This is a genomic window from Microbulbifer sp. A4B17, from assembly GCF_003076275.1.
Classification (GTDB): domain Bacteria; phylum Pseudomonadota; class Gammaproteobacteria; order Pseudomonadales; family Cellvibrionaceae; genus Microbulbifer.
In genome coordinates, this window is sequence record NZ_CP029064.1 from 3,802,048 (window position 1) to 3,824,627 (window position 22,580).

The window sequence follows — 22,580 nt, forward strand, 5'->3', positions numbered from 1 at the left end:
GCCGCCGGTTATTTGACGGTCAGCGCCTCGTTGATGAACTTATTCTGTTCTTCAAGGTGCGTGGACATATAGCCCGCCGCAGGTGCTGCGGATGGGGCGCGGCCCACGTATTCCAGATCCAGCTTCGGATGGGTTTCCGACAACAGGCGACGCAAGTGGTGCTGGCTGGAGTACCAGGCGCCCTGATTCATGGGCTCTTCCTGACACCAGGCAACACTCTTGATCTTCTTGAATGCGGAAACCGCTTCCACAAACTCTTCGTCCGGGAATGGGTACAGCTGCTCGATTCGTACGAACGCCACATCTTCCTGCTCGCGCTCCATACGGGCTTCCAGCAGGTGGTAGTAAACCTTGCCGGAACACAGAACCAAACGCTTCACTTTGTCTGGATCTACGCCCTGGTCCTGGATCACGTTGTGGAAACGACCCTCAGCCAGCTCTTCCAGGCTGGAGGTTGCCAGCTTGTGGCGCAGAATCCACTTCGGGCTCATGATTACCAGAGGACGACGCATGGGGCGCACAGCCTGGCGACGCAGCAGGTGGAAAATCTGCGCAGGGGTAGTGGCGTTACACACCTGGATATTGTGTTCGGCACACAGCTGCATAAAGCGCTCAAGACGTGCAGAGGAGTGCTCTGGGCCCTGGCCTTCGTACCCGTGCGGCAACAGCATTACCAGGCCGCACATTCGGCCCCACTTGTGCTCACCGGAAGTAATGAACTGGTCGATCACAACCTGGGCACCGTTGGCGAAGTCACCAAACTGAGCTTCCCACACCACCAGAGACTTAGGTGTAGTGGTCGCATAGCCGTATTCAAACGCCAATACCGCCTCTTCAGACAGCAGCGAGTCGTAAATATAGAAAGGCGGCTGGTCTTCGAACATATGCTGCAAAGGCACATAGCTCTGACCGTCTTTCTGGCTGTGAATCACCGCGTGACGATGGGAGAAGGTACCGCGACCCACATCCTCGCCAGTGAAACGGACCATAAAGCCGTCTTCCAGCAGTGTGCCGTAAGCCAGGGTTTCCGCCATACCCCAGTTCAGAGGCAGGGCACCGCCGGCCATCTTGCGGCGGTCTTCATAGATTTTGGAGACCTGGCGCTGCATCACAATGCCATCGGGCACATTGGTCATGCGCGTGGCGACATCCTGCAGTTTCGGCAATGCGTAGCCAGTATCTGCGGGCTCGTTCCAGTCGTGGCCCAGGTAGGGGCTCCAATCCACAAACATGGAGGAGTCGGGCTTCTTCACAAGACCGGTAGCAACGTCTTCACCGGCATCCAGTTTGTCGCGGTAGTCGTTAGCCAGCTTGTCTGCGGCAACCTTGTCCAGGATGCCCTCGCCCACCAGCTTCTCGGAATAGAGCGTGCGGGTAGTCTTGTGCTTGCGGATGGTCTGGTACATCAGCGGCTGGGTACCAGAGGGGTCATCGGTCTCGTTGTGGCCGCGACGACGGTAGCAGACCAGGTCGATAACGATATCTTTCTTAAATTCGTAGCGGTAGTCCACCGCTAGCAGCGCGGCCAATACGACCATTTCCGGGTCGTCGCCATTTACGTGCAGCACCGGCGCATCGATCATCTTAGCGGGATCGGTGGAGTACTCAGTGGAGCGGGCGTCTTCGCGCTTGCTGGTGGTAAAGCCCACCTGGTTATTCAGTACGATGTGCACAGTACCGCCGGTGTAGTAACCGCGGGTCTGGGACATCTGCAGGGTTTCCTGCACAACACCCTGACCAGCAAAAGCCGCATCGCCGTGGATGTTGATCGGCATTACCTTCTCGCCAGTTGCATCTTTACGGCGGTCCTGGCGGGCACGCACGGAACCAACAACAACAGGGGCACTGATTTCCAGGTGCGAAGGGTTAAAGGCCAGCGCCAGGTGAACTTCACCACCGGGAGTCATCACATTGGAGGAGAAGCCCTGGTGGTATTTCACGTCGCCGGAAGTATCGAGAGTTTTCTTGCCTTCAAACTCCTGGAACAGGTCCGCCGGATTTTTACCGAGGATATTGACCAGGGTATTCAGGCGGCCGCGGTGGGCCATACCGATCACGACTTCCTTCACCCCGTAAGTGCCGGAGCGACGGATCAGAGCGTCCATCATCGGGATCAGGCTCTCACCACCCTCTACACCAAAGCGCTTGGTGCCGGGGTACTTGGAGTCCAGGTGGCGCTCCAGACCTTCAGCAGCAGAGAGACGCTGCAGAATTTCAATCTGGATATCGGTGCCGAAATTGGCTTTGGACTGGCTGCGCTCAAGACGCTGCTGGAACCACTGCTGCTCTTCCAGGTTGGAGAGATGCATGATCTCAGCGCCCAGGTTGCCACAGTAAGTGCGCTCCAGGCCCTCGACAATTTCGCGCAGGGTTGCTTCTTCTTTGCCGAGAAACAGGCTGCCGGTATTAAAGGTGGTGTCGAAGTCACCTTCGGTCAGGCCGTGGTAGCTCAACTGCAGGTCAGGCACCTGCTCGCGGGCCATCAGCCCCAAGGGGTCGAGGGTCGCTTTTTTATGGCCGCGATGACGGTAGGAATCGATCAATTGCAGAACTTTAATCTGCTTGCGCTCGTGCTCGATATTGGCAGAGCCTGCCGCACCGGGAGCCGCTACCGGGCGCGCGCGATGCTTGCTGAGCAGCTCAAAGTGCTGGCGTACAGCAGCGTGGGAAACATCACTGCTGCCTTCAACGCGGGGGAGGCTGTCGAAATAATTGCGCCACTCCTCGGGGACACCGTTGGGGTCGTGCAGATAGGTCTCGTAAAGCTCCTCCACGTAGGCAGCATTGCCCCCGGAGATATGGGAGCTACGCCACAGCTGCTCCATGGTACTTTCGTGCATGTTGATGCCTACCTCAATTGCAGTGTGCTGATCTTCTCTTGAGCCACTGCGCTTTCCTTTCACTCACAAAAGGGGAGGCGCACAAAGCCACCTCCCCTTTTCAGTTTTTTGCCGGTTAAAACCGGCTTTTGTCATTTGCTTGGCACCCTACCTGGCACCGGGTTCACAGAACGCGAACCCTTAGCGGGCCGATAATCGGCCGCAACATCCCCTTACACGGCACGGGTCAGCAGCATATTGCGGATATGGCCGATCGCACGCGTCGGATTCAAACCTTTCGGGCAGACATTGACACAGTTTTGAATACCGTGGCAACGGAAAACACTAAAGGGGTCATCCAGATTTGACAGGCGTTCATCAGTAGCCAGGTCGCGGCTGTCCGCCAGGAAGCGGTAAGCCTGCAACAAACCAGCCGGGCCGATAAACTTGTCCGGGTTCCACCAGAAAGACGGACAAGAGGTGGAACAGCAGGCACACAGGATACATTCGTACAGACCATCGAGCTTCTCGCGGTCTTCAGGAGACTGCAGACGCTCAATAGCCGGTGCTGGTGTATCGTTCTGCAGGTACGGCTCAATCTTCTTGTACTGCTCGTAGAACTGCTCCATATCCACGACCAGGTCGCGGATAACCGGCAGGCCCGGCAGAGGACGCAGAACCAGTTTACCCTTGGGGGCAGCTTCAGACAGTGGCGTAGTGCACGCCAGACCATTGCGACCGGAAATACTCATGCCGTCTGAGCCACAGACTCCCTCACGGCAGGAGCGACGGAAAGACAGGGTCGGGTCTTCGGCTTTCAGCAGCTCCAGAACATCCAACACCATCAGGTCCTTGCCCTTGGTGTCCAGTTCATAGTCCTGCATGTAAGGCGCTTTATCGGTTTCCGGGTTGTAACGGTAAATGCTTACTTTCAACATACTCTATTCCGCTCCCGAATCAGTAAGTCCGAGCTTTCGGTTCAAAGGCTTCCATAGTGTTAGGCGCGAAGTTTACCGCACGCTTGCCAACACGTTTTTCCGCAGGGAAATACATAGAGTGGCACAGCCAGTTTTCATCATCGCGCTCCTGGAAGTCCTCGCGGGCGTGAGCACCACGACTTTCTGTTCGAGTCTCTGCGGCAACCGCAGTGGCCTCGGCAACTTCCAGTAAGTTCTGCAGTTCCAGTGCTTCAACACGGGCAGTATTGAAGGCTCGGCTCCGGTCGTCGAGGCGTACATTTTCAATACGCTCGCGCAGATCTGCAAGTTTCTTCACGCCTTCAGCCATAAAGTCGCCGCGGCGGAAGACACCAAAATGGTTTTGCATCACACCCTGCAGCTCTTTGCGCAGGTCCGAAGCCTTCTCACCGGTCTCGTTGGTCTCCAGGCGATTCAGGCGAGCCATTGCGGCTTCGAGATCGGACTCTGAAGCTTCGCGGTGCTCGATACCCTCACGCAGGGATTTCTCGATAAACAGACCGGAAGCGCGACCGAACACCACCAGATCCAGCAGTGAGTTACCACCCAGACGGTTAGCACCGTGTACAGATACGCAGGCAACCTCACCACAGGCGTAGAAACCATCGATAATCTGGTCGTTACCGGCAGCGTCCTGAGTCAAAGCCTGACCGTGAACGTTAGTCGGAATACCACCCATCATATAGTGACAGGTAGGTACTACCGGGATCGGCACCTTAACCGGGTCGGCGTGGGCGAAAGTCTTGGACAGTTCACAGATACCGGGCAAGCGGCTGTTGAGCAATTCCTCACCCAGATGGTCGAGCTTTAGGAATACGTGATCGCCTTCCGGACCACAACCGCGACCGTCGAGAATCTCGAGAACCATAGAGCGAGCCACAACGTCGCGGGAAGCGAGGTCTTTGGCGTTAGGCGCGTAGCGCTCCATGAAACGCTCGCCATCTTTATTGATCAGATAGCCACCTTCACCGCGACAACCTTCAGTCACGAGTACACCGGCACCGTAAATACCAGTGGGGTGGAACTGCCACATCTCAATATCCTGGACCGGCATACCGGCACGCAGGGCCATACCGACACCGTCACCGGTATTGATGTGTGCGTTGGTGGTGGAAGCGAAGATACGACCGGCACCGCCAGTAGCGAATACAGTCGCTTTGGATTTGATATAAACCACTTCGCCATCTTCGATGCACATGGCGATCACACCCACAACAGCACCGTCCTGGTTCTTCACCAGGTCAATCGCAAACCATTCGTTCAGGAATTCGGTTTTGTGCTTAACGTTGTTTTGATAGAGAGTATGCAGCAGTGCATGGCCGGTACGGTCAGCAGCGGCACAGGTACGTGCAGCCTGGCCACCGCGGCCGAAATCTTTGGACTGACCGCCGAAGGGGCGCTGATAGATGCGGCCTTCCTCTGTACGAGAGAAGGGCAGCCCCATGTGCTCAAGCTCAAATACTGCCTCAGGGCCTACGGAACACATATATTCGATAGCGTCCTGGTCACCAATGTAGTCGGAACCTTTAACGGTATCGTACATGTGCCAGCGCCAATCGTCGTTGGGATCTGAGCTGGCGATCGCACAGGTAATTCCGCCCTGGGCAGATACCGTGTGAGAACGCGTCGGGAATACTTTGGTAATAACCGCAGTTTTATAGCCGGACTGGGCCATCTGCAGGGCAGCGCGCATACCGGCACCGCCACCACCAATTACAATCCCGTCAAAAGAAATAGTACGCATGTTCGCCATTGCTTATACACCCCAAAGAATTTCAATGCCCCACACCGTGTAGAGCACGGCAACCGCAGCCAGAATCACTTCTACGAACAGGCGCAGAACAGTGGCTTTACCACCCATCATCCGGTTGGTGATGTAATCGGTAACCACGGACCAGAGGCCAATCCAGGCGTGAATAATGGTGGACAGCAAAGCAACCAAGCTGAAAACACGCATCCAGCGCTGGGCGAACAGTTCAGACCAGGCCTGATAGCCGAAGTCCTTACTAAAAAAGATAAAACCCACTATAAAGAGGGTATACGCGAGCAGTATTACCGCTGTGACTCTCTGATAGAGCCAGTCGAAGGTACCACTACGACCAAAGCTTGTTACTGTTTTTACCACAACCATACTCCCGCAAGAAGAATAAGGATTACAGCCAGTACCAGCACTGAAACAGCGCTGCGGCGGCCGCCTTCGAGACTTTCACCCATTCCCATATCCATAAACAGATGACGTACACCTGCCAGTATGTGGTAAATAAGTGCCGCCAGTGCCGCCCAAAGAATGAGCTTTGCAGGGATACTGTTAAATATCGCTGCGACTTCGGCGAATCCCTGCTCTGATTCCAGGCTGACATCGAGCATCCACAGTAGTAGTGCAACAACAGCAAAGAGCACTACACCGGAAATACGATGCAAAATGGAAACCACAGCGGCAGCGGGAAGCTTTATAGTGGAAATGTCTAAATTGACAGGTCTGTTTTTGTTCACAGGAAAAACACCTTGTTGCCCTGAACGACCGGGCGCCCGTTAGCTTTTCAATGGAGGGACGAGCTGCTTGCTGATCACTTTGCACTCGACCTGATTAAGTCTTATACAAAGTAGCCGTACCGTGGCGCAAGCCGCGCGGATTATAGGCATTCAATAGTCAAAACACAACGAACGCCTGCGATTGCGCGGGGTTCCCGCCAGTATCGCGCAGTTTTTTAGTAGCTGCGGGATTTCCTCAGACTTTCCTGCACACTATCTAGACAAATACTCTACAAGCACGGGTCGGAGCCGGATATCCTGTCGCCAATAGACTGGTCGTCCATTCCTTTTGGTTTGACAATTTGCGGCGCGGCACTTAAGTTTGGCCCCGCTCAAAAGGCCGCTAGCACCCGAAAACAGCGGGAGAAGGCCGGCATAAGAACATTTTTAGGAGTCCGCAATGTCCGATAAAAAAGCGCACCTCACAGTCGATGGTATCGACGGCGCTCTTGAGATGCCCGTTCGCTCCGGTACCCTCGGCCCCGATGTTATCGATGTCGGCGGTCTGACCGGCAAAGGCTTATTTACTTACGACCCGGGCTTCGTGTCTACCGCCTCATGTGATTCCAAGATCACCTTTATTGATGGCGGCAAAGGCCAACTGCTGCACCGCGGCTACCCCATCGAGCAACTGGCAGAAAAATCCGACTACCTGGAAACCTGCTACCTGCTGATGAATGGCGAACTGCCCAATGCACAAGAAAAGAAGAAGTATGTAGACACTATTATGTCTCACACCATGGTTCACGAGTCCCTGGTGAACTTCTTTAAAGGCTTCCGTTACGATGCCCACCCGATGGCGATGATGTGCGGTGTAGTTGGAGCCCTCGCTTCCTTCTACCATGACTCCCTGGACATCACCAATCCAGAGCACCGCGAGATTTCCGCCCATCGCCTGATTGCTAAAATGCCAACCCTGGCAGCCATGTGTTACAAGCACTCCCAAGGCATGCCTTTCATGTACCCGGACAATAGCCTCAGCTATTCGGAAAACTTCCTGCACATGATGTTTGGCAACCCCTGTGAGCCCAGCAAGATCGACCCGGTTGTCGCCAAGGCAATGGATATTATCTTCCTGCTGCACGCAGACCACGAACAGAATGCATCCACATCTACTGTTCGCCTGGCCGGCTCCTCCGGCGCCAATCCCTTCGCCTGCATCTCCTCTGGTATTGCCACCTTATGGGGGCCCGCTCACGGCGGAGCCAATGAAGCTGTATTGAACATGCTTCAGGAAATTGGCGATGAAAGCCGCATCGACGAGTTCGTGAAGCGCGCCAAAGACAAAAACGACCCATTCCGCCTGATGGGCTTTGGACACCGCGTTTACAAAAACTTTGATCCTCGCTCCCGCGTAATGCAAGGCATCTGCGATGAGGTTCTGGGTGCCATGGGCGCAGAAAACGATCCTCTACTGAAAATTGCCAAGAAACTGGAGAAAATCGCCCTTGAGGACGATTACTTCGTAGAGAAGAAACTCTACCCGAATGTAGACTTCTACTCCGGCATTATTATGAAGGCTATCGGCATCCCCACCGATATGTTCACCGTAATCTTCGCCACCGGCCGTACCTCAGGCTGGATCGCGCACTGGAATGAAATGATTTCCAACCCGTATAAGATTGGCCGCCCTCGCCAGCTGTATACCGGCTACCCGCAGCGCGATTATGTGCCGCTTGAGCAGCGCTAATTTCAAGTATAAAAAACCCGGCTAAGCCGGGTTTTTTATTACCTAAATAGCAAAAGCTTCTCTAGTTAAGTCAGCGCTAACCAATAACTTTTCGATAAAATTACAAAAGCAAAGAGCTGAAATGTGACGCGCATCCCACTTTTGGAATTTTACCGAATCCAGTCCTTTTATAGCGGTTAAACCTGCTGTCATCCAATGTAAAATCCGCCACGCCCGCTGGGACTCAAATAGCTTTGCTTTCTTTAAGCTACCCCCAACTTCGCGGCACGATCAGACCTAATAACAACCCTTTAAAATTTACTGGGACTAAACTCATGCTTAGTTTTATCTCTGGAATGTTCCGAAGTAACAAATCAGAAGACGCGGCGGACCTTGAAGAAAAATACACTCGCAGCTCCTACGCAGGAACTAAAGGAACCCGCACCATTTCTTACGACCCGACTTTAATCAAGGCTCTGGAAGACGATCACCGCACCTTGATCGGCATTTTTCAGCGCATGTGGTCCGAGGGTTACGAAAAGCAGAACTATCGCCAGCTGTCACAGTTACTGACCCAATTTAAGTCCGGCTTTCAGGCCCACTTAATTAAAGAAAATGTGCGTTTTTATGTATACCTGGAGCAGGCTCTGGTTGGCGATGCCCACACTCTACAGGTAGTAAAAGACTTCCGCACTGACATGAACGAAATTGCAAATGCTGTTGTTCAATTTTGCAAGCGTTACAACCACGAAGCCTTTACCCCAGAAATGGTTCGCGATTTTAAAATGGATTACCAGAAAATCGGAGAGGCATTGACTCGCCGAACAGCTCTGGAAGAAAAAGAACTCTACGTCCTTTACCAACCCTCCTAAAAGCAACGTTTAGTTTTTTTATCAGGAGTGATGAGATATTTAACCTAGAAATACCAGCAAGAAACAATTCTTTACAGTAGCCATACCACTTTTTGCAGTCAGCAGCCCACAAGGACGGGGCCGCACACTTTGCGACCCGCAAATGGTCTTAAAAAAAACTGAAAAGCCGCACTTCCCATCCCGCACTTTTATACAACCAACAAAATAAGCACCTAATTTGGGCAAACTACTTTTGCCTACCTTCCAGGAATATTCCAAAACTGTGGACACCGGTTAAATCTAACCCAATTTTCCGACCTGACCTTACTTTACACCCATTTCTCTATCGTCATCATCTAATCGGCACTAGACCTTTATTTAATTTTGTTTAAACATATAGATATTAGAATTCAAAAAAATACTCCAGAGTGGGATATTAGTCTAAGAATTTTTATAAGCCATCTGGCAAACAAATTAAAAAATAGAAAGGCTGATAGAAAAACCAAAGCAGTCGGGGGGGAGGTATGACTGAGCTAGACGATACACTTGTCGAGCAATTACCAAGCGGTATACATGCTAATGACAGCAGTTACCCAATTTATGTAATTATCGGTACGGGCCCTGTGGGCGTACGCTGCGCACAAAAACTGCTGGAATTCTGTGATGAAGCTCAAATTGTTATCTACGGAGCGGAAACAGAGACTCCCTACAACCGGGTTAAGCTCTCTCAATATTTATCAAGCCATGTAGAGCTGGAGGAACTTGATAATCCTATCCTCAGCCAAAGTGATCATCGGCTTGCCGAATATATTGACCGCAAGATCATCTCTATTGATCGCTCACAAAAAACGGTTACCGATGCCGCTGGAAATATACAGCCCTACTCCAAGCTGATAATAGCGACTGGGTCAAATCCTATTATTCCAAAGATCCAGGGCGCGGATCTGCCGGGTGTTTATCCTTTTCGAAGCCTAAAAAATACCAACGATTTGCTCGACTTAAGGGAGCAAAATGCTGACATCTGTGTGGTCGGGGCTGGAGCCCTGGGACTTGAAGCAGCGACCGCATTAAAAACGCCTAAAAATAATGTCACCCTGCAATCCCGAGGCCACTTGTTGAGCGGCCTGTTAGGAGAGGAGGGAGAAGAGTTTCTCAAGTCCGCCCTTACTGCACTGGGCGTGGAATTAAAAATTTCGGATTCCCTTGTAGCTATTGAGGAGAGCGATAGCAAGCGCACACTCACTTTTGCCAGTGATGAAAAACTTTCCGTGGACGCCATCGTATTGTGTACGGGAATTCAGCCGGAAATTAGTCTGGCTGAACAATGTGGACTCGCTACTGAACGTGGGATCCTTGTCAATGAGTGGATGCAAACTTCTGACCCGGATGTTTATGCGGTAGGGGAGTGCGCTGAATTTGATCAAAAAGTTTACCAGTTGGTCCGACCAGGATACGAGCAAGCCGAGAGCTGCTGCTCGCATATTCAGCGAAATCACAGTGGAAAATTTCAATCACAACCCTATTCCGGCAGTTACACCGATATCCAACTGAAAATTGCCCATATTCCCTGCGGAATTATGGGTGAAGTAGACCCGGAAAACCTCGATCAGCAGGGGGGGGTAGAAAGCCACATTTATCGTAACCGCTTTAAAGGAATTTATAGGCGCTTATTTATCAAAGGCGAATATATCGTTGGAGCCATTTATATTGGCAGCTGGAATGAAGCCAATGAACTGCGCCAAGCTGTAGCGCAGGAAGAAAAAATTTCTCTGCGCACACTCAAGCACTTTGAAAGCGAAGGACGGATTTTTGCCAAAAAGTCCGGCAATAGCATTAAAGACTTCCCCGATAACTACCTGGTCTGTCAGTGCAACTCCGTCACCAAAGGTCAATTGTGCAAAGCAATTTCCGCAGGCAAGCGCAATATAAATGAACTGCAGCAGGCAACAACTGCGGGATCGGTCTGCGGTAGTTGTCGACCTCTGATGGCAGAGCTTCTTGATGTGCCAGCGCCCAACCTGGTGATGCGGCACTCCAAGGGAATACTTATAACCTCTGTGCTGTCATTAATTTTAATTGCATTGGCTTTCCTAATGCCGCCAGCTCCAGTTTCACCTTCAGTACAAACTGCACCTTTTTGGGAAAAACTCTGGTACGACAATTTTTGGAAGCAGGTTACTGGCTATACCATTCTCGCCATGTGCCTCTTTACTGCCGCTCTCAGTATCAGGAAGCGCTGGAAGAAACTCAGCCTCGGCCATGTCGATCACTGGCGCTATGCACACAGTGTCACAGGCCTGATTGCCCTACTCACACTTGCCGTTCACTCGGGTTTCCGCCTAGGTGAAAACCTGAATTTAGCATTAATGCTGGTATTTCTGACTGCAACCGCAACCGGTTCGCTCGTCGGTGTTTTTATGGCGCGCAACCACCACTGGACCGACTTGAAACTTCGCGAACACCGAAAATGGTGGTCCCGAGTCCACTATGCCCTGCTCTGGGCCCTGCCAGTCCTCCTCGCCTACCATATTTTTGCGGTTTACTACTTCTAGATGAAATCTTATCAATTTAAATTCTGGCATTACGGCGTATTGCTGACCCTGGTTATTGGCTCTGCAGTGGCATATAACCTTAACGTCGATGATAAATCTCTATTTATCAGTGGAGATGCCACTCACGGCCACCATCAAATTGAACTCGCTTGTACCTCTTGTCACACCGATGGCTTTGGCGGTGAAGATGCCGTTCAACAAGCTTGCCTCAATTGCCATGCTGAGGAACTGGAGCTGGTCGACGACTCACATCCACGGCAAAAATTTTTAGACCCACGCAATGCAGTGCTTTTAGAAACACTGGATGCTCGCCTGTGCGTAAGTTGTCATACGGAGCACAAGCCACAAATAACCGGGGAGATGGGCGTTACTTTGGCAGGTGATTTTTGCTTTCACTGCCACAGTGATATTGCCCAAGAACGCAGCAGCCATAAAGACCTGGGCTTTGAAACCTGTGCGAGTGCAGGCTGCCACAACTATCATGATAACGGTTCTCTCTATGAGGACTTCCTTATCGCTCATGTTGATCAACCTGACCTTTTGGAAACGGCAAATCTCCCCGCACGCACAGCCGTTCAATCCTGGCTGAGTGAACACCCACAAACAACGCCGCTGCAAGTCAGTCATGCCGATATTGAAAAAGGAGACCATGCCGCCGAAATTGCTGCGGAATGGGCACAAAGCATTCATGCAAAAACGGATGTGAATTGCAGCAGTTGCCATGTCGATGGACAAATGCAATTCAGCAGTTTGGAAGTTGTGGAGCAGTGTGCAAGCTGTCATAGCGAGCAAAAAGAATCCTTCACAGGGGGGAAACACGGTATGCGCCTGTCCAATAAACTGGAGGAAGGATTTATTCAGCAGGTCGGAGTTATCTCACCACAGCAGGCCCGCCTGCCTATGAATGCAAATGCTACTGAAGAATTGAGCTGTATCAGTTGTCATGGCCCACATGAAGTTAATATGCAATTTGCTGCTGTTGAGGCCTGCCTGAGCTGCCACAATGATGAACACAGTCTCGCTTACAAGGAGTCCCCTCATTTCGATACCTGGAATTCAAACCCCGAAGGTGGAGTCAGCTGTGCCAGCTGTCATTTACCCCGGGAAACACATGGTGAGCAGATTGTGGTTAACCATAATCAGAACCACAACCTTCGCCCCAATGAAAAAATGATGCCAGTATGCCTGAGCTGTCATGGAGCCGAGTTTTCTCTTGCCGCGCTGGCTGACAAAAATCTAATTAATAGTAATTTCAAGCATAAACCCGTAGAGAAGCATAAAACCTTCGAGCTGATCCGCGAGCGTATTGCAAGGATTTCAAAAAGCAAAAACAAGTAAAATCAATCCCAATAGGAGGGGAATAATATGCGTATTGCCGCTTGTATTATCGCTGGACTAGCCCTGCTCACAGGCTGTGAAAAAAACCAGGGAATTGCACCAGAGCGAATGGCGGATGCCATCTTTGCTGTGATCGAGGCTGACAGGGCCAACTACACCAACAAAGTTGTAAACCGCCTGCAGAATGAGGAAAAAATTCTCGACGCGGATGAACACTGGCAGGACAAGAAATTATTGCCACTCCCCGCACAGATGATGCGCATGGGTGCTGAGCGTGTTGCCGAAAAAGAGTCAGGGTTTAACTATGCCCTGCTCTCCCTGTGGCCGATCAACAAGCAAAACAAGCCGCGTACTGAAATGGAAAAAGAGGGTTTGCAGTACGTAATCGACAACCCGGGCAAGAATTTTTACGGCCGCGAAAAGCTGGGTGATACCGAATACTTCACTGCAGTCTATGCAGATGTAGGTGTATCTCCTGCGTGTGTTAGCTGCCACAATGACCACGTAGACAGCCCGCGCACCGATTTTGAGCTGGGCCATACGATGGGCGGTGTTGTTATTCGAATCCCACTCTGATCAATTACTACTGTCGCCCGACTTTTTGGTCGGGCAATGGTCGGTTGAAGTAGCCAAGGGGTGAGTAGACGTACCCATAAGAGTGGCGGCCGAATTCATTTCGACCGCTCCCTCTTTTAAGCTGACTGGCTCTACTCCCGCTACTACCTCGCTGAAATCATTCAGACCAGTGGTTACCCGCTGTGGGCCTATTTCCGGGTCAGTCCAGTCTCCATTACGGCCCGCTTTTTCTTGGGCTTTGCTCCGCAAAGCACACCTAGGCATATCTATATTAATGTCAAGTAGTCAGAGACCAAACTGGCCTAAATCAGCTAAATACTTACCCTGAAGTCAGCGCAGTGGATCGATAAGTTTCTCTAATCCCTCAACCTTTATCTCCAAAGCCAGTGTCATCAGCTGCCCCAAGCGCCCCTCGGGAAACCCCTTCTTTGCGAACCAAAGCAGGTACTCCTCGGGTAAATCTATTAAGACTCGACCTGCGTATTTCCCAAACGGCATTTTAAGACGGGCCAGTTCCACTAAGTCCTGTTTTTCGAACACTCAACAATCACCTAAATATCAGTAAAAAAAGGGAATGAAACCCCAACTTGGATTTGTTACCCGTGACAGCGGACTCTACACTGGCACCGAAATTGTTCGGCCTGTGCCGATCTCTTATACCTCAACCTTAAGTAACAGAGGTGCCTATGCGTATCAAAGCTATCAAGTATCTCAGCTTGGCCGCGGTATTGACCGCAAGCCTCGGAGGTACGGGCTGTGCCAATATGAGTGATACGGACCGCCGGATTGGCACCGGTGTCGGTATCGGTGCTGTGACAGGTGCCTTGATTAGTGGCGGACGCCCCGGCGGTACTGCTGCAGGTGCCGTTATTGGTGCCGGTGCAGGATATCTCTACGACAGGGAGAGAAAACGCAGAGATTATTATCGCTATCGCGGCCGCTACTATCGTTATTAATTTGCGGTTTCTATTTAGAAGCCAATAAAAATGGTGCGAGTGTGATTCTATCTCCACACTCGCACCATTAAATTAATCAGGGGAACCAAACTCGAGGGCAGTTAACTTATCGGGAGATAAAAATTACAGGAGCTTCGTTTTGGTCTTACCACAGCGTGCACAGCGATATTCAGTCACCAACTTTCCCTGCCTTACGTCAAACTTGCGCTCAGTAACCACTTTCCATTTGTGAAAGCCTTCCCTGCACAGGGTGCTGCCTTTATGCTTTTGCCAGGTGGTTTTTCTTTTGAAAGGAATAACATCTCCCATTAAGCCACCTCCCCTGCGGCATGTCCCGAAGCCCAGGCCCACTGAAAATTAAATCCGCCGAGCCAGCCGGTTACATCAAGAACCTCACCGACAAAATAAAGCCCTCGCTGGGTTTTACATTCCATAGTTCGAGAAGAAACCTGTGCTGTATCGACCCCGCCTAAAGTCACCTCCGCAGTACGATACCCTTCAGTGCCCGCCGGCGTTAACTTCCAGTGTTGTAATTTATCACCAGCTTGCCGCAATTCAATCTCCCCAAACTGCTTTAGGGGACGACTGCTGATTTGTGCCCGCTGCAAGAAAAACTGTACCAGCTTTTTACTCCAAATCTCAGCTAAAACGCTGTGCAAGTGGCTATCTGGACTCTGTTGTCGACGTAACTGTAACCACTCCGCCAGATTTTCTTCCGGGGCTAAGTCAAATTTTACAGTTTGCCCCTCACGCCAGTGGCTGGAGATTTGCAAAACAGCAGGACCACTCAATCCCCGGTGTGTAAACAGCATCTGCTCGTGAAAACTACCTTCAGCGCAAGAAGCTGTCACCGAAAGAGAGGTACCAGGCAGAGTGTTCTGGCGCTCCAATTGCCGTTTATTCTGGGTAAACGGCACCAGTGCTGCTCGAGTAGGAACAATATCCAGCCCAAACTGACGAGCAACCTCGTAGCCATATCCACTCGCCCCCATAGTTGGGATAGAGAGGCCACCAGTTGCCACAACCAGGGACTCACAGGTAACCGCGCCCATGTTGGTTTCGACCCGATACCCCTGCCCCAGAGCTTTAACTTGAGCAATGCTGCAGCGAGTGCGAACCTGCGCCTTAGCTACACGGCACTCCGCTAAAAGTAAGTCGACAATATCTCTTGATTTATTATCGCAAAACAGCTGGCCGAGGGTTTTCTCGTGATAGGCAATCCCATGTTTCTCAATCAGTGCTATAAAGTCCCACTGACTGTAGCGAGCCAGAGCAGACTTACAAAAATGGGGATTATTACTGTAGAAATTCTCTGCACTGGTATAGAGATTGGTGAAATTACAGCGGCCACCACCGGACATCAGAATTTTTTTCCCAACCTTATTGGCGTGATCCAGTACCAGCACGCTGCGCCCGCGCTGGCCCGCTGTAGCTGCGCACATCAGTCCCGCTGCCCCAGCGCCAATGACCAATACATCGACGCTGTCAGGTAGCTGACTGTTAGAAACCTCTAACATAGATAGGAAACAGTACCGCAGTGAGATCAATGATCAGGTGCGGGGCAGGGTTACGCCGCGCTGCCCCTGGTATTTGCCGCCGCGATCGGCATAGGACACATCACAGATTTCATCGGACTCGAAGAACAGCATCTGCGCCACACCCTCGTTGGCATAGATCTTTGCCGGCAGGTTAGTGGTATTAGAGAACTCCAAAGTCACATGTCCTTCCCACTCCGGTTCCAGTGGCGTTACGTTGACGATAATACCGCAACGGGCATAGGTGGATTTGCCCAGGCAAACCGTCAACACAGAGCGCGGAATGCGGAAATACTCCACTGTGCGCGCCAAGGCAAAGGAGTTTGGCGGGATAATACAGTAGTCGCCCTCTACATCCACAAAGCTGTTTTCGTCGAAGGTTTTCGGGTCAACCGTGGCAGAGTGTACGTTGGTAAAGATTTTAAATTCACGGGCACAACGAACGTCGTAACCATAGCTGGAGGTGCCATAGGAGATGAGCCGATCGCCATTCTCGCTATGACGCACCTGGCCTGCCTCAAAAGGCTCAATCATGCCGTTCTGCTCGGCCATGCGGCGAATCCACTTATCGGACTTGATACTCACTCCGTCCCCCCTGAATAAATTAAAAAGCGCTCAATAAAAGAGGCGGAATCATAGCGGGTTTGGGCTGTACAAAAAAGTGCCAATGCAATGATTTCTCACTTGTTGCCATTGAATGAATACTGTATAAATAAACAGTATAACTGTATACACATACAGATTTAGCCGGAGATATGGGCCAGCTAGGGTCAAAAATGAGTGGTGAAATCGTGGGCAGCGTAGAAAACCTTATAGAAAACAAACAGTTAGATAGTCATTCAAAAAAGCAGAAACTGGCACAGCTACTCGCCAGGGCCGATATCTGGCAGGCAGCCAATGAGCCCCGGCGGCGGCGGACCGGTATCTCCAGCGGCTCCTCCAGTCTCGATGCACTGCTAACAGCCCACGGCTGGCCACGAGGAGCCACAACAGAACTACTGCTCGATCAGACCGGTATTGGTGAACTCACCCTGTTACTTCCAGCAATGGCAGATCTCACCCAGCGTGGTCATATGGTGATACTGGTCAACCCACCTCATATCCCCTATGCGCCATCGCTGGCCAACAGTGGCGTCTGCCTGGAAAACCTGCTGATCCTGCATCCTCGTGGCCCCAAAGATACACTTTGGGCAATAGAGCAGTCTCTGCAATCCGGAAGCTGCGGTGCCCTGCTCAGCTGGCAAGGGCGGCAGTCACTGGGGCACAAAGACCTTCGCCGTTTGCAACTCGCTGCCCGCAATGGAGACTGCCTGCATTTCCACTTCCGCCCGCAGAGTGAATCAGCGACCCCCTCGCCGGCAAGCCTTCGCCTACAGCTCAAGCCTGGAGAGGGGCGGCTCGCACTAAAGCTATTGAAACAATTGGGCGGAACCTCTGGCCAACACCTGTACCTGGCAAGAGCAGCAAAACTGATCCGCCGCGACCGGCCGCTGCACTAAACAGTTTCAAGGGATAACATCATGCTCTGGCTCTGTATCCAATTTCCCAAGCTCCCTCTGGAGGTACTGATCCGCGCACAAGAACAAGGAGAAGATGACTCACCCCAGGTCGTGGTTGAAAAGCAGATGGTAATTGGGAGCAGTCCGGCTGCACTCCAGTGTGGGGTTGAAAGCGGGCTCAGTATTGCCACTGCAACTGCCCTATGTGCAGACCTGCAGCTATTACAGCGCGATTTGCAGCGGGAGCAACAAGAGTTACAGCAACTGGCCCAATGGGGGTACAGCTTCACCCCGCTTGTCTCACCTCAGCCGGCAGGCCCTATGAGCAATGGTGAAAGTACATCAGCTCACCTTTACCTGGAGCTAAGTGGCAGTCTAAAAGCCAATGGCGGCTTCAAGGCATTGATAAGGCAGATAGAAAGCGAACTTGAACAGATGGGGATCGACAGCCTAATGGGCCTCGGCCACAGCCCCAGCGCAGCCCATTTGCTGAGTCAGCTAGCGGAACACAGGCACTGGCTAATACAAACGAATACCCCCCCCAGCCCACAGCAGTGGAAGCAGTGGATCAGCTTTACCCCAACCAAGCTTCTTAATTGCGACAACAAAACCATTTCCAAACTCTACGCATGTGGCATCAAACGAGTAAGCCAGCTACTCGCCATTCCCCTCTCAGAGGTAGGCTCTCGTTTTGGTCGCTCATTTGTGGATTACCTGGCACGCCTTAATGGAAGTCGACAGGACCCGGTTTGCAACTACCAGCCACCAACACAATTCCGAAATGAACTGTTTTTCCCCAGCCCTCTGGATAATAGCGAGCAACTGCTATTCCCTATCGGGCGCCTGCTCCGAGAACTTTGCTCACAGTTACAGCGACGCCAGCTCTATACCCAACAATTAAACTGGCACATGGACTTCGGCAAAAACAAAGTCCAGGTAATAACTATAGAAACCTCCAACCCACAGCTCGACCCCCAGCGCTTGATAGCCCTGACCAAACTACAGCTGGAAAGAGTAACACTCGATCAGCCAGTGCAATCCATCTGTTTAAGTTGCAACCATTTACACCCCTTGGAAAAGGGATCACTGGATGAGGATTTATTTGGTGAAGGCAACCAACTTCAGCGCAACCAGCAGCTTTTAGATAAATTAAAAGCCCGCCTCGGCCATCAAGCCTTATCGGGAGTTACCTTAAAAGAAAGCTACCTGCCGGAACAAGCCTGGCAAAGTGCCGACACTCTAATAATTAAAAGTAACCCCAAGGGACAACAAGTTAAGCCCATCCAAGCATCACGCCCCAACTGGCTACTGGCCCGCCCCACTAAACTGGAAAGTAGCGAACACAAATTATATTACCAGGGGGAACTGCAACTATTACAGGGACCAGAGCGAATTGACGGTTACTGGTGGCAGCATGGACGCCACGGACGGGATTATTACATCGCAAAAAATTCAGGAGGCGAACTCTACTGGGTCTTTCAGGATCTTACCACTGAAGAGTGGTTTTTACATGGAATTTATAGCTAGCACTTAGCCCCTTATGAATGCCGGTTTTCGCCGAGATCCAGATTCCACCACAACCAATAGATAGACACCGAGAGAATCCGCATGAGGTACGCCGAACTCTTCTGTCAAAGCAACTTTTCTTTTCTACAAGGGGCCTCACACCCGCAAGAGTTAGTACGCACAGCTTATAACTTGCAATACTCAGGCCTGGCCATCACAGACGAGTGCTCTCTTTCAGGAGCTGTAAGAGCTTACAAAGAATTACAGAATATAAAATTAACAGATGAAAAGAATCCAGACTTTAAGCTGATTTATGGCAGTTATTTTCACCTACACGAAGGCAAGGAAATAGTTTTACTAGCCCCCTGCAAAACAGCATATAGTGAGCTGTGTCAGTTAATTTCAAAATCACGCTTAAGAGCTGAAAAAGGAAAGTACATCACCTACTTAAGTGACCTGGTAGAAATATGTAAAAATTTAATCGCCATATGGATTCCAAATTCCACAGAATTAGAAATACCTGAAGAAATTAAAGACAGCTTCAAAAGGCGTCTATATATTGCCATCAATAATCATCTACATGCAGAGGAAAACCTTAAGCACAATAAAATTATCGAATTTTCAAAAAGAGAAGGCATCCCCCTTGTTGCAACTAACTATGTATTGATGCATTGCAATAGTAGAAAACCACTACAAGATGTACTCAATGCAAATTATCATAACTGCACGCTGGATGATCTAGGGTATCGTATAGAGCAAAATGCGGAACGCTACCTACGTAGTTTGGACGACATTCAATCCCTAAACTCCAAAGACGCCATCGGAAACACGTATTCTATAGCCAACCAATGTACTTTCTGCTTAAGTGAGCTCAATTATGAGTATCCATCAGAAGTCATTCCAGGCGGAAGTAACGCCAGCAACTACTTAAGGGATTTAGTAGAAAAAGGAAGGTCAGTCCGCTGGCCGCAGGGTCCAGAAACGCGAATTGATGAAACAATAAAGAAAGAGCTCTCCTTAATATCTGAATTGCAATATGAGCATTACTTCCTGACCATCTACGATATAGTCCAGTTTGCCCAGAAAAATCATATTTTGTACCAGGGCCGCGGTTCTGCAGCCAACTCTGTGGTTTGCTACTGTCTATTTATTACAGAGATAGACCCTCATAAAATTGGCTTACTGTTTGAACGTTTTATTTCCCGGGAACGCAATGAGCCCCCAGATATTGACGTAGATTTTGAACACGAAAGGCGTGAAGAAGTCATTCAGTATATTTACAGAAAATATGGTCGGGAAAGAGCAGGACTTGCTGCCAGTAAAACCACCTATCGGTATAAAAGTGCCGTAAGAGATATCGGCAAGGCCCTCGGTATCAACACTGCAACAATAGAACACCTGATTGCCGAACGCGCCTGGTGGGATACTCTAGATAGTTTTCCCCAGCAGATGCAGAAAGTGGGAATAGACCCGAGCAGCGTAACAGGAAAAATGTTCCCACAGTTACTACAACAGATATATGGTTTTCCAAGACACTTATCGCAACATGTCGGTGGCTTTGTTATTACTGAGCAGCCATTGCACCAGCTGGTTCCTATTGAAAATGCCGCTATGGAGGATCGCACCCTAATCCAATGGGACAAAGAGGATATCGAAGATTTAAAGCTAATGAAGGTCGATGTGCTCGCGCTGGGCATGCTGACTGCACTGCGTAAATCCCTGAATTATATTGCTCTATACGGCCCCAAATGGCGATTGCAGGATATTCCCGCCGAAGATCCACAGGTCTATGAAATGATGTGCAGGGCCGATACCGTTGGAGTCTTTCAAATTGAATCTCGCGCTCAAATGAGCATGCTGCCAAGATTACAACCTCGAAATTTTTATGAGCTTACTATAGAAATCGCCATTGTCCGCCCAGGTCCAATTCAAGGCGGCATGGTACACCCCTATTTGAAACGCAAGCAGGGATTAGAGACCGTACGCTACCCTCATAACAGTTTACGCCCAGTGCTTGAGCGCACTCTCGGTGTGCCTATATTTCAAGAACAAGTTATTCAGCTGTCGATGGTCGCAGCAGGGTTTAGCGGCGGTGAAGCGGATGAGCTTCGCCGAGCCATGGCAAGCTGGGGAAAAAATGGGGACTTGTATAAATTCAGGGGTAAGCTTGTGCGGGGGATGCAAAGTAATGGCTATAGGGAAAGTTTTGCTGAGCAGCTCTTCAACCAGATGAAGGGGTTCGGCTCCTATGGCTTCCCCGAATCTCACTCTGCAAGCTTTGCGCTTTTAGCCTATTTTTCTGCCTGGATTAAATACCATCATCCAGCGGCCTTTTACTGTGGGCTGCTCAACAGTCAGCCGATGGGGTTCTATGCTCCGGCACAGCTAGTTTATGATGCTCAACGCCACGGAGTTAAGGTTTTGCCTATTGATGTACTTTATAGCTATTGGAATCACAGCTTAGAGATACAAGAGCTCTCTTCACCTCAAGAAAGAGCTTCATCGAAAAATTACTGCGCTAAAGGAAAATCAGTAGTTAATACGCCGGCAGTGCCGCTCAGGGAAAATTCAACATTCAGCAATAAAACTCCCGCTTTACGTCTGGGCATGCGTCTAATTAAAGGGCTAAAAGAAACCACAGAGAAAGCTATCCTAAAGCTTAGAGCGGATACAAAACTCCTTTCTTTAGGACAGTTTCAAGAACTTTTAGAGCTAAACCATGAGCAGCTTTCCTGCCTTACTAAGGCTAATGCATTTATCAGCTTGACTCGAAATCGCCATAACGACAATTGGACTTCTATAGAAACCGATCACAGCAAGCCACAGACAAGTTTTTTACCGCGAAATTATATAAAAGACAGTAGCGACATTGACTATAGTAGCACAGGGCTAACCCTTGGCGAACATCCTGTCGCATTACTAAGAAGGCAAAAAAAGTTTCAGAAATATACTAAAGCAAAGGACCTTACCTACTGTTGTGATCGGGAAAGAATTGAGATCATTGGACTGGTAACTTGCCGACAACGGCCCGGAAGCGCATCTGGAGTGATGTTTTTAACCCTGGAAGATGAAACAGGCTGCATAAATGTAGTGATTTATGAGGCCTATCAAACCTTATATAAAGCAGAGATTATCCATGGAGGCATATTGATTGTTCATGGGGAGCTACAAATCTCTAAAGAGGCCAATAACAACAGCTATAAGACCACTCATGTCATCGCCAGAAGAATATCAAGTATCAGTGAGAAAAATTACCAGAAGACAAGAAATTTTCATTAAAAAAACTCCCCTAGAGATGCCCCAGTGTTTTATCAAGCAGTTTTCAATCAAGCAGCTCCACTTCATTCAGTGACGAGAATGGAAAGAGGCGCTTGAGGTCTGCCGACTCGAAGCTAAACTAAATAACTTCGTTCAAATTTAACCCTATATAGGAGTATTCTACTGAAAGGTCAGTGACACTATGAAAAGCATATTGCAGAAGCTAAAAACCTACTAGACTTCAAGAAATGAAGTAAAAATGGAATGAGCCTCTCTACTGTCACTATCACAAAAAACGTCCTCCAAAAATGTTACACACCACTCGAAGTATTTCCAATAACACAGCCTGAGATAATGCGGTCAATAAGACAAAAACAAAATTGTTAGAGGGCACCCTTCGACGATCAGCCGAGAGCTACGACATAAGAGGATATCGTCCATGGCAAGCACATAAGCTTGCAGAACTAAGACCCCAGTAAGTGTAAAAAGCACAAAAAGTGGCTGATAGAGTG

At 50.1% G+C, this 22,580-nt stretch carries 18 protein-coding genes; 9 read left to right on the forward strand and 9 right to left on the reverse strand.

The annotated features are described in order from the left end of the window. Positions 1-8: 8 nt before the first annotated feature. The 5 genes from BTJ40_RS16720 to sdhC all read right to left on the reverse strand — a co-directional run bounded on the left by BTJ40_RS16720 (position 9) and on the right by sdhC (position 6,289). Positions 9-2,840, reverse strand: a complete 2,832-nt coding sequence (locus tag BTJ40_RS16720) for a 2-oxoglutarate dehydrogenase E1 component (protein ID WP_108735307.1) — start codon at positions 2,838-2,840, stop codon at positions 9-11. A 212-nt stretch (positions 2,841-3,052) separates the two neighbouring features. Then, on the reverse strand, positions 3,053-3,757 hold the full coding sequence (locus BTJ40_RS16725) for a succinate dehydrogenase iron-sulfur subunit (protein WP_108734158.1): 705 nt from the start codon (positions 3,755-3,757) through the stop codon (positions 3,053-3,055). Positions 3,758-3,776: 19 nt separating this feature from the next. Next, a complete protein-coding gene (gene sdhA / locus BTJ40_RS16730) occupies positions 3,777-5,549 on the reverse strand; it encodes a succinate dehydrogenase flavoprotein subunit (RefSeq protein WP_108734159.1) in 1,773 nt (590 codons plus the stop codon). 3 nt (positions 5,550-5,552) lie between these two features. After that, positions 5,553-5,921, reverse strand: a complete 369-nt coding sequence (sdhD, locus tag BTJ40_RS16735) for a succinate dehydrogenase, hydrophobic membrane anchor protein (RefSeq protein ID WP_108735308.1) — start codon at positions 5,919-5,921, stop codon at positions 5,553-5,555. Next, positions 5,915-6,289 carry a succinate dehydrogenase, cytochrome b556 subunit gene (sdhC, locus tag BTJ40_RS16740; RefSeq protein WP_108734160.1) on the reverse strand — a complete coding sequence of 125 codons (375 nt, stop codon included), beginning with the start codon at positions 6,287-6,289 and terminating at the stop codon, positions 5,915-5,917. The genes sdhD and sdhC overlap by 7 nt, the downstream gene beginning before the upstream one ends. A gap of 439 nt (positions 6,290-6,728) precedes the next feature. Here sdhC and gltA point away from each other — a divergent pair, with 439 nt between their 5' ends. The 5 genes from gltA (at position 6,729) to BTJ40_RS16765 (ending at position 13,314) form a co-directional block, all read left to right on the forward strand. Further along, the gene (gltA, locus tag BTJ40_RS16745) at positions 6,729-8,018 is read left to right on the forward strand and encodes a citrate synthase (protein ID WP_108734161.1); all 1,290 of its coding nucleotides are present in this window, start codon (positions 6,729-6,731) and stop codon (positions 8,016-8,018) included. A gap of 314 nt (positions 8,019-8,332) precedes the next feature. After that, on the forward strand, positions 8,333-8,869 hold the full coding sequence (locus tag BTJ40_RS16750; RefSeq protein ID WP_108734162.1) for a hemerythrin domain-containing protein: 537 nt from the start codon (positions 8,333-8,335) through the stop codon (positions 8,867-8,869). A 503-nt stretch (positions 8,870-9,372) separates the two neighbouring features. After that, positions 9,373-11,400 carry an FAD-dependent oxidoreductase gene (locus tag BTJ40_RS16755; protein WP_108734163.1) on the forward strand — a complete coding sequence of 676 codons (2,028 nt, stop codon included), beginning with the start codon at positions 9,373-9,375 and terminating at the stop codon, positions 11,398-11,400. After that, positions 11,401-12,738, forward strand: coding sequence for a cytochrome c3 family protein (locus BTJ40_RS16760; RefSeq protein WP_108734164.1), 1,338 nt, complete (start codon positions 11,401-11,403; stop codon positions 12,736-12,738). It begins immediately after the preceding gene. 27 nt (positions 12,739-12,765) lie between these two features. Next, positions 12,766-13,314: a DUF3365 domain-containing protein gene (locus BTJ40_RS16765; protein ID WP_108734165.1), complete on the forward strand. Its 549-nt coding sequence runs from the start codon at positions 12,766-12,768 to the stop codon at positions 13,312-13,314. 330 nt (positions 13,315-13,644) lie between these two features. On the opposite strand, the gene BTJ40_RS16775 is transcribed toward BTJ40_RS16765, so the two are convergent. Continuing rightward, complete coding sequence (locus BTJ40_RS16775; protein WP_108734167.1) at positions 13,645-13,854, reverse strand: DUF3820 family protein; 210 nt, start codon at positions 13,852-13,854, stop codon at positions 13,645-13,647. 146 nt (positions 13,855-14,000) lie between these two features. Between BTJ40_RS16775 and BTJ40_RS16780 the strand changes: the two genes are divergently transcribed. Next, a complete protein-coding gene (locus BTJ40_RS16780; RefSeq protein ID WP_108734168.1) occupies positions 14,001-14,270 on the forward strand; it encodes a hypothetical protein in 270 nt (89 codons plus the stop codon). Between the two features lie 123 nt (positions 14,271-14,393). On the opposite strand, the gene BTJ40_RS16785 is transcribed toward BTJ40_RS16780, so the two are convergent. Genes BTJ40_RS16785 through dcd form a run of 3 tightly spaced genes read right to left on the reverse strand, consistent with a single transcriptional unit; the run spans position 14,394 to position 16,390 of the window. After that, on the reverse strand, positions 14,394-14,579 hold the full coding sequence (locus BTJ40_RS16785; protein WP_108734169.1) for a hypothetical protein: 186 nt from the start codon (positions 14,577-14,579) through the stop codon (positions 14,394-14,396). After that, on the reverse strand, positions 14,579-15,787 hold the full coding sequence (locus BTJ40_RS16790) for an NAD(P)/FAD-dependent oxidoreductase (protein WP_108734170.1): 1,209 nt from the start codon (positions 15,785-15,787) through the stop codon (positions 14,579-14,581). Before BTJ40_RS16790 ends, BTJ40_RS16785 begins: the two co-directional genes overlap by 1 nt. A 33-nt stretch (positions 15,788-15,820) precedes the next feature. Next, on the reverse strand, positions 15,821-16,390 hold the full coding sequence (gene dcd, locus BTJ40_RS16795; RefSeq protein ID WP_108734171.1) for a dCTP deaminase: 570 nt from the start codon (positions 16,388-16,390) through the stop codon (positions 15,821-15,823). A gap of 191 nt (positions 16,391-16,581) precedes the next feature. On the opposite strand from dcd, the gene imuA reads away from it, so the two are divergent. From imuA to BTJ40_RS16810, 3 genes are all read left to right on the forward strand, one after another. Further along, a complete protein-coding gene (gene imuA, locus BTJ40_RS16800; protein WP_108734172.1) occupies positions 16,582-17,304 on the forward strand; it encodes a translesion DNA synthesis-associated protein ImuA in 723 nt (240 codons plus the stop codon). 21 nt (positions 17,305-17,325) lie between these two features. Next, complete coding sequence (locus tag BTJ40_RS16805; RefSeq protein ID WP_108734173.1) at positions 17,326-18,831, forward strand: DNA polymerase Y family protein; 1,506 nt, start codon at positions 17,326-17,328, stop codon at positions 18,829-18,831. 81 nt (positions 18,832-18,912) lie between these two features. Further along, positions 18,913-22,089 carry an error-prone DNA polymerase gene (locus BTJ40_RS16810; RefSeq protein ID WP_108734174.1) on the forward strand — a complete coding sequence of 1,059 codons (3,177 nt, stop codon included), beginning with the start codon at positions 18,913-18,915 and terminating at the stop codon, positions 22,087-22,089. Positions 22,090-22,580 lie beyond the last annotated feature (491 nt).

What these genes read in the sequence shown, in the direction of transcription:
- BTJ40_RS16720 (WP_108735307.1), bottom strand. Translation starts at nt 2,840, where the DNA reads ATGCACGAAAGTACCATGGAGCAGCTGTGGCGTAGCTCCCATATCTCC.
- BTJ40_RS16725 (WP_108734158.1), bottom strand. Translation starts at nt 3,757, where the DNA reads ATGTTGAAAGTAAGCATTTACCGTTACAACCCGGAAACCGATAAAGCG.
- sdhA (WP_108734159.1), bottom strand. Translation starts at nt 5,549, where the DNA reads ATGGCGAACATGCGTACTATTTCTTTTGACGGGATTGTAATTGGTGGT.
- gltA (WP_108734161.1), top strand. Translation starts at nt 6,729, where the DNA reads ATGTCCGATAAAAAAGCGCACCTCACAGTCGATGGTATCGACGGCGCT.
- BTJ40_RS16750 (WP_108734162.1), top strand. Translation starts at nt 8,333, where the DNA reads ATGCTTAGTTTTATCTCTGGAATGTTCCGAAGTAACAAATCAGAAGAC.
- BTJ40_RS16755 (WP_108734163.1), top strand. Translation starts at nt 9,373, where the DNA reads ATGACTGAGCTAGACGATACACTTGTCGAGCAATTACCAAGCGGTATA.
- BTJ40_RS16760 (WP_108734164.1), top strand. Translation starts at nt 11,401, where the DNA reads ATGAAATCTTATCAATTTAAATTCTGGCATTACGGCGTATTGCTGACC.
- BTJ40_RS16765 (WP_108734165.1), top strand. Translation starts at nt 12,766, where the DNA reads ATGCGTATTGCCGCTTGTATTATCGCTGGACTAGCCCTGCTCACAGGC.
- BTJ40_RS16780 (WP_108734168.1), top strand. Translation starts at nt 14,001, where the DNA reads ATGCGTATCAAAGCTATCAAGTATCTCAGCTTGGCCGCGGTATTGACC.
- BTJ40_RS16785 (WP_108734169.1), bottom strand. Translation starts at nt 14,579, where the DNA reads ATGGGAGATGTTATTCCTTTCAAAAGAAAAACCACCTGGCAAAAGCAT.
- BTJ40_RS16790 (WP_108734170.1), bottom strand. Translation starts at nt 15,787, where the DNA reads ATGTTAGAGGTTTCTAACAGTCAGCTACCTGACAGCGTCGATGTATTG.
- imuA (WP_108734172.1), top strand. Translation starts at nt 16,582, where the DNA reads ATGAGTGGTGAAATCGTGGGCAGCGTAGAAAACCTTATAGAAAACAAA.
- BTJ40_RS16805 (WP_108734173.1), top strand. Translation starts at nt 17,326, where the DNA reads ATGCTCTGGCTCTGTATCCAATTTCCCAAGCTCCCTCTGGAGGTACTG.
- BTJ40_RS16810 (WP_108734174.1), top strand. Translation starts at nt 18,913, where the DNA reads ATGAGGTACGCCGAACTCTTCTGTCAAAGCAACTTTTCTTTTCTACAA.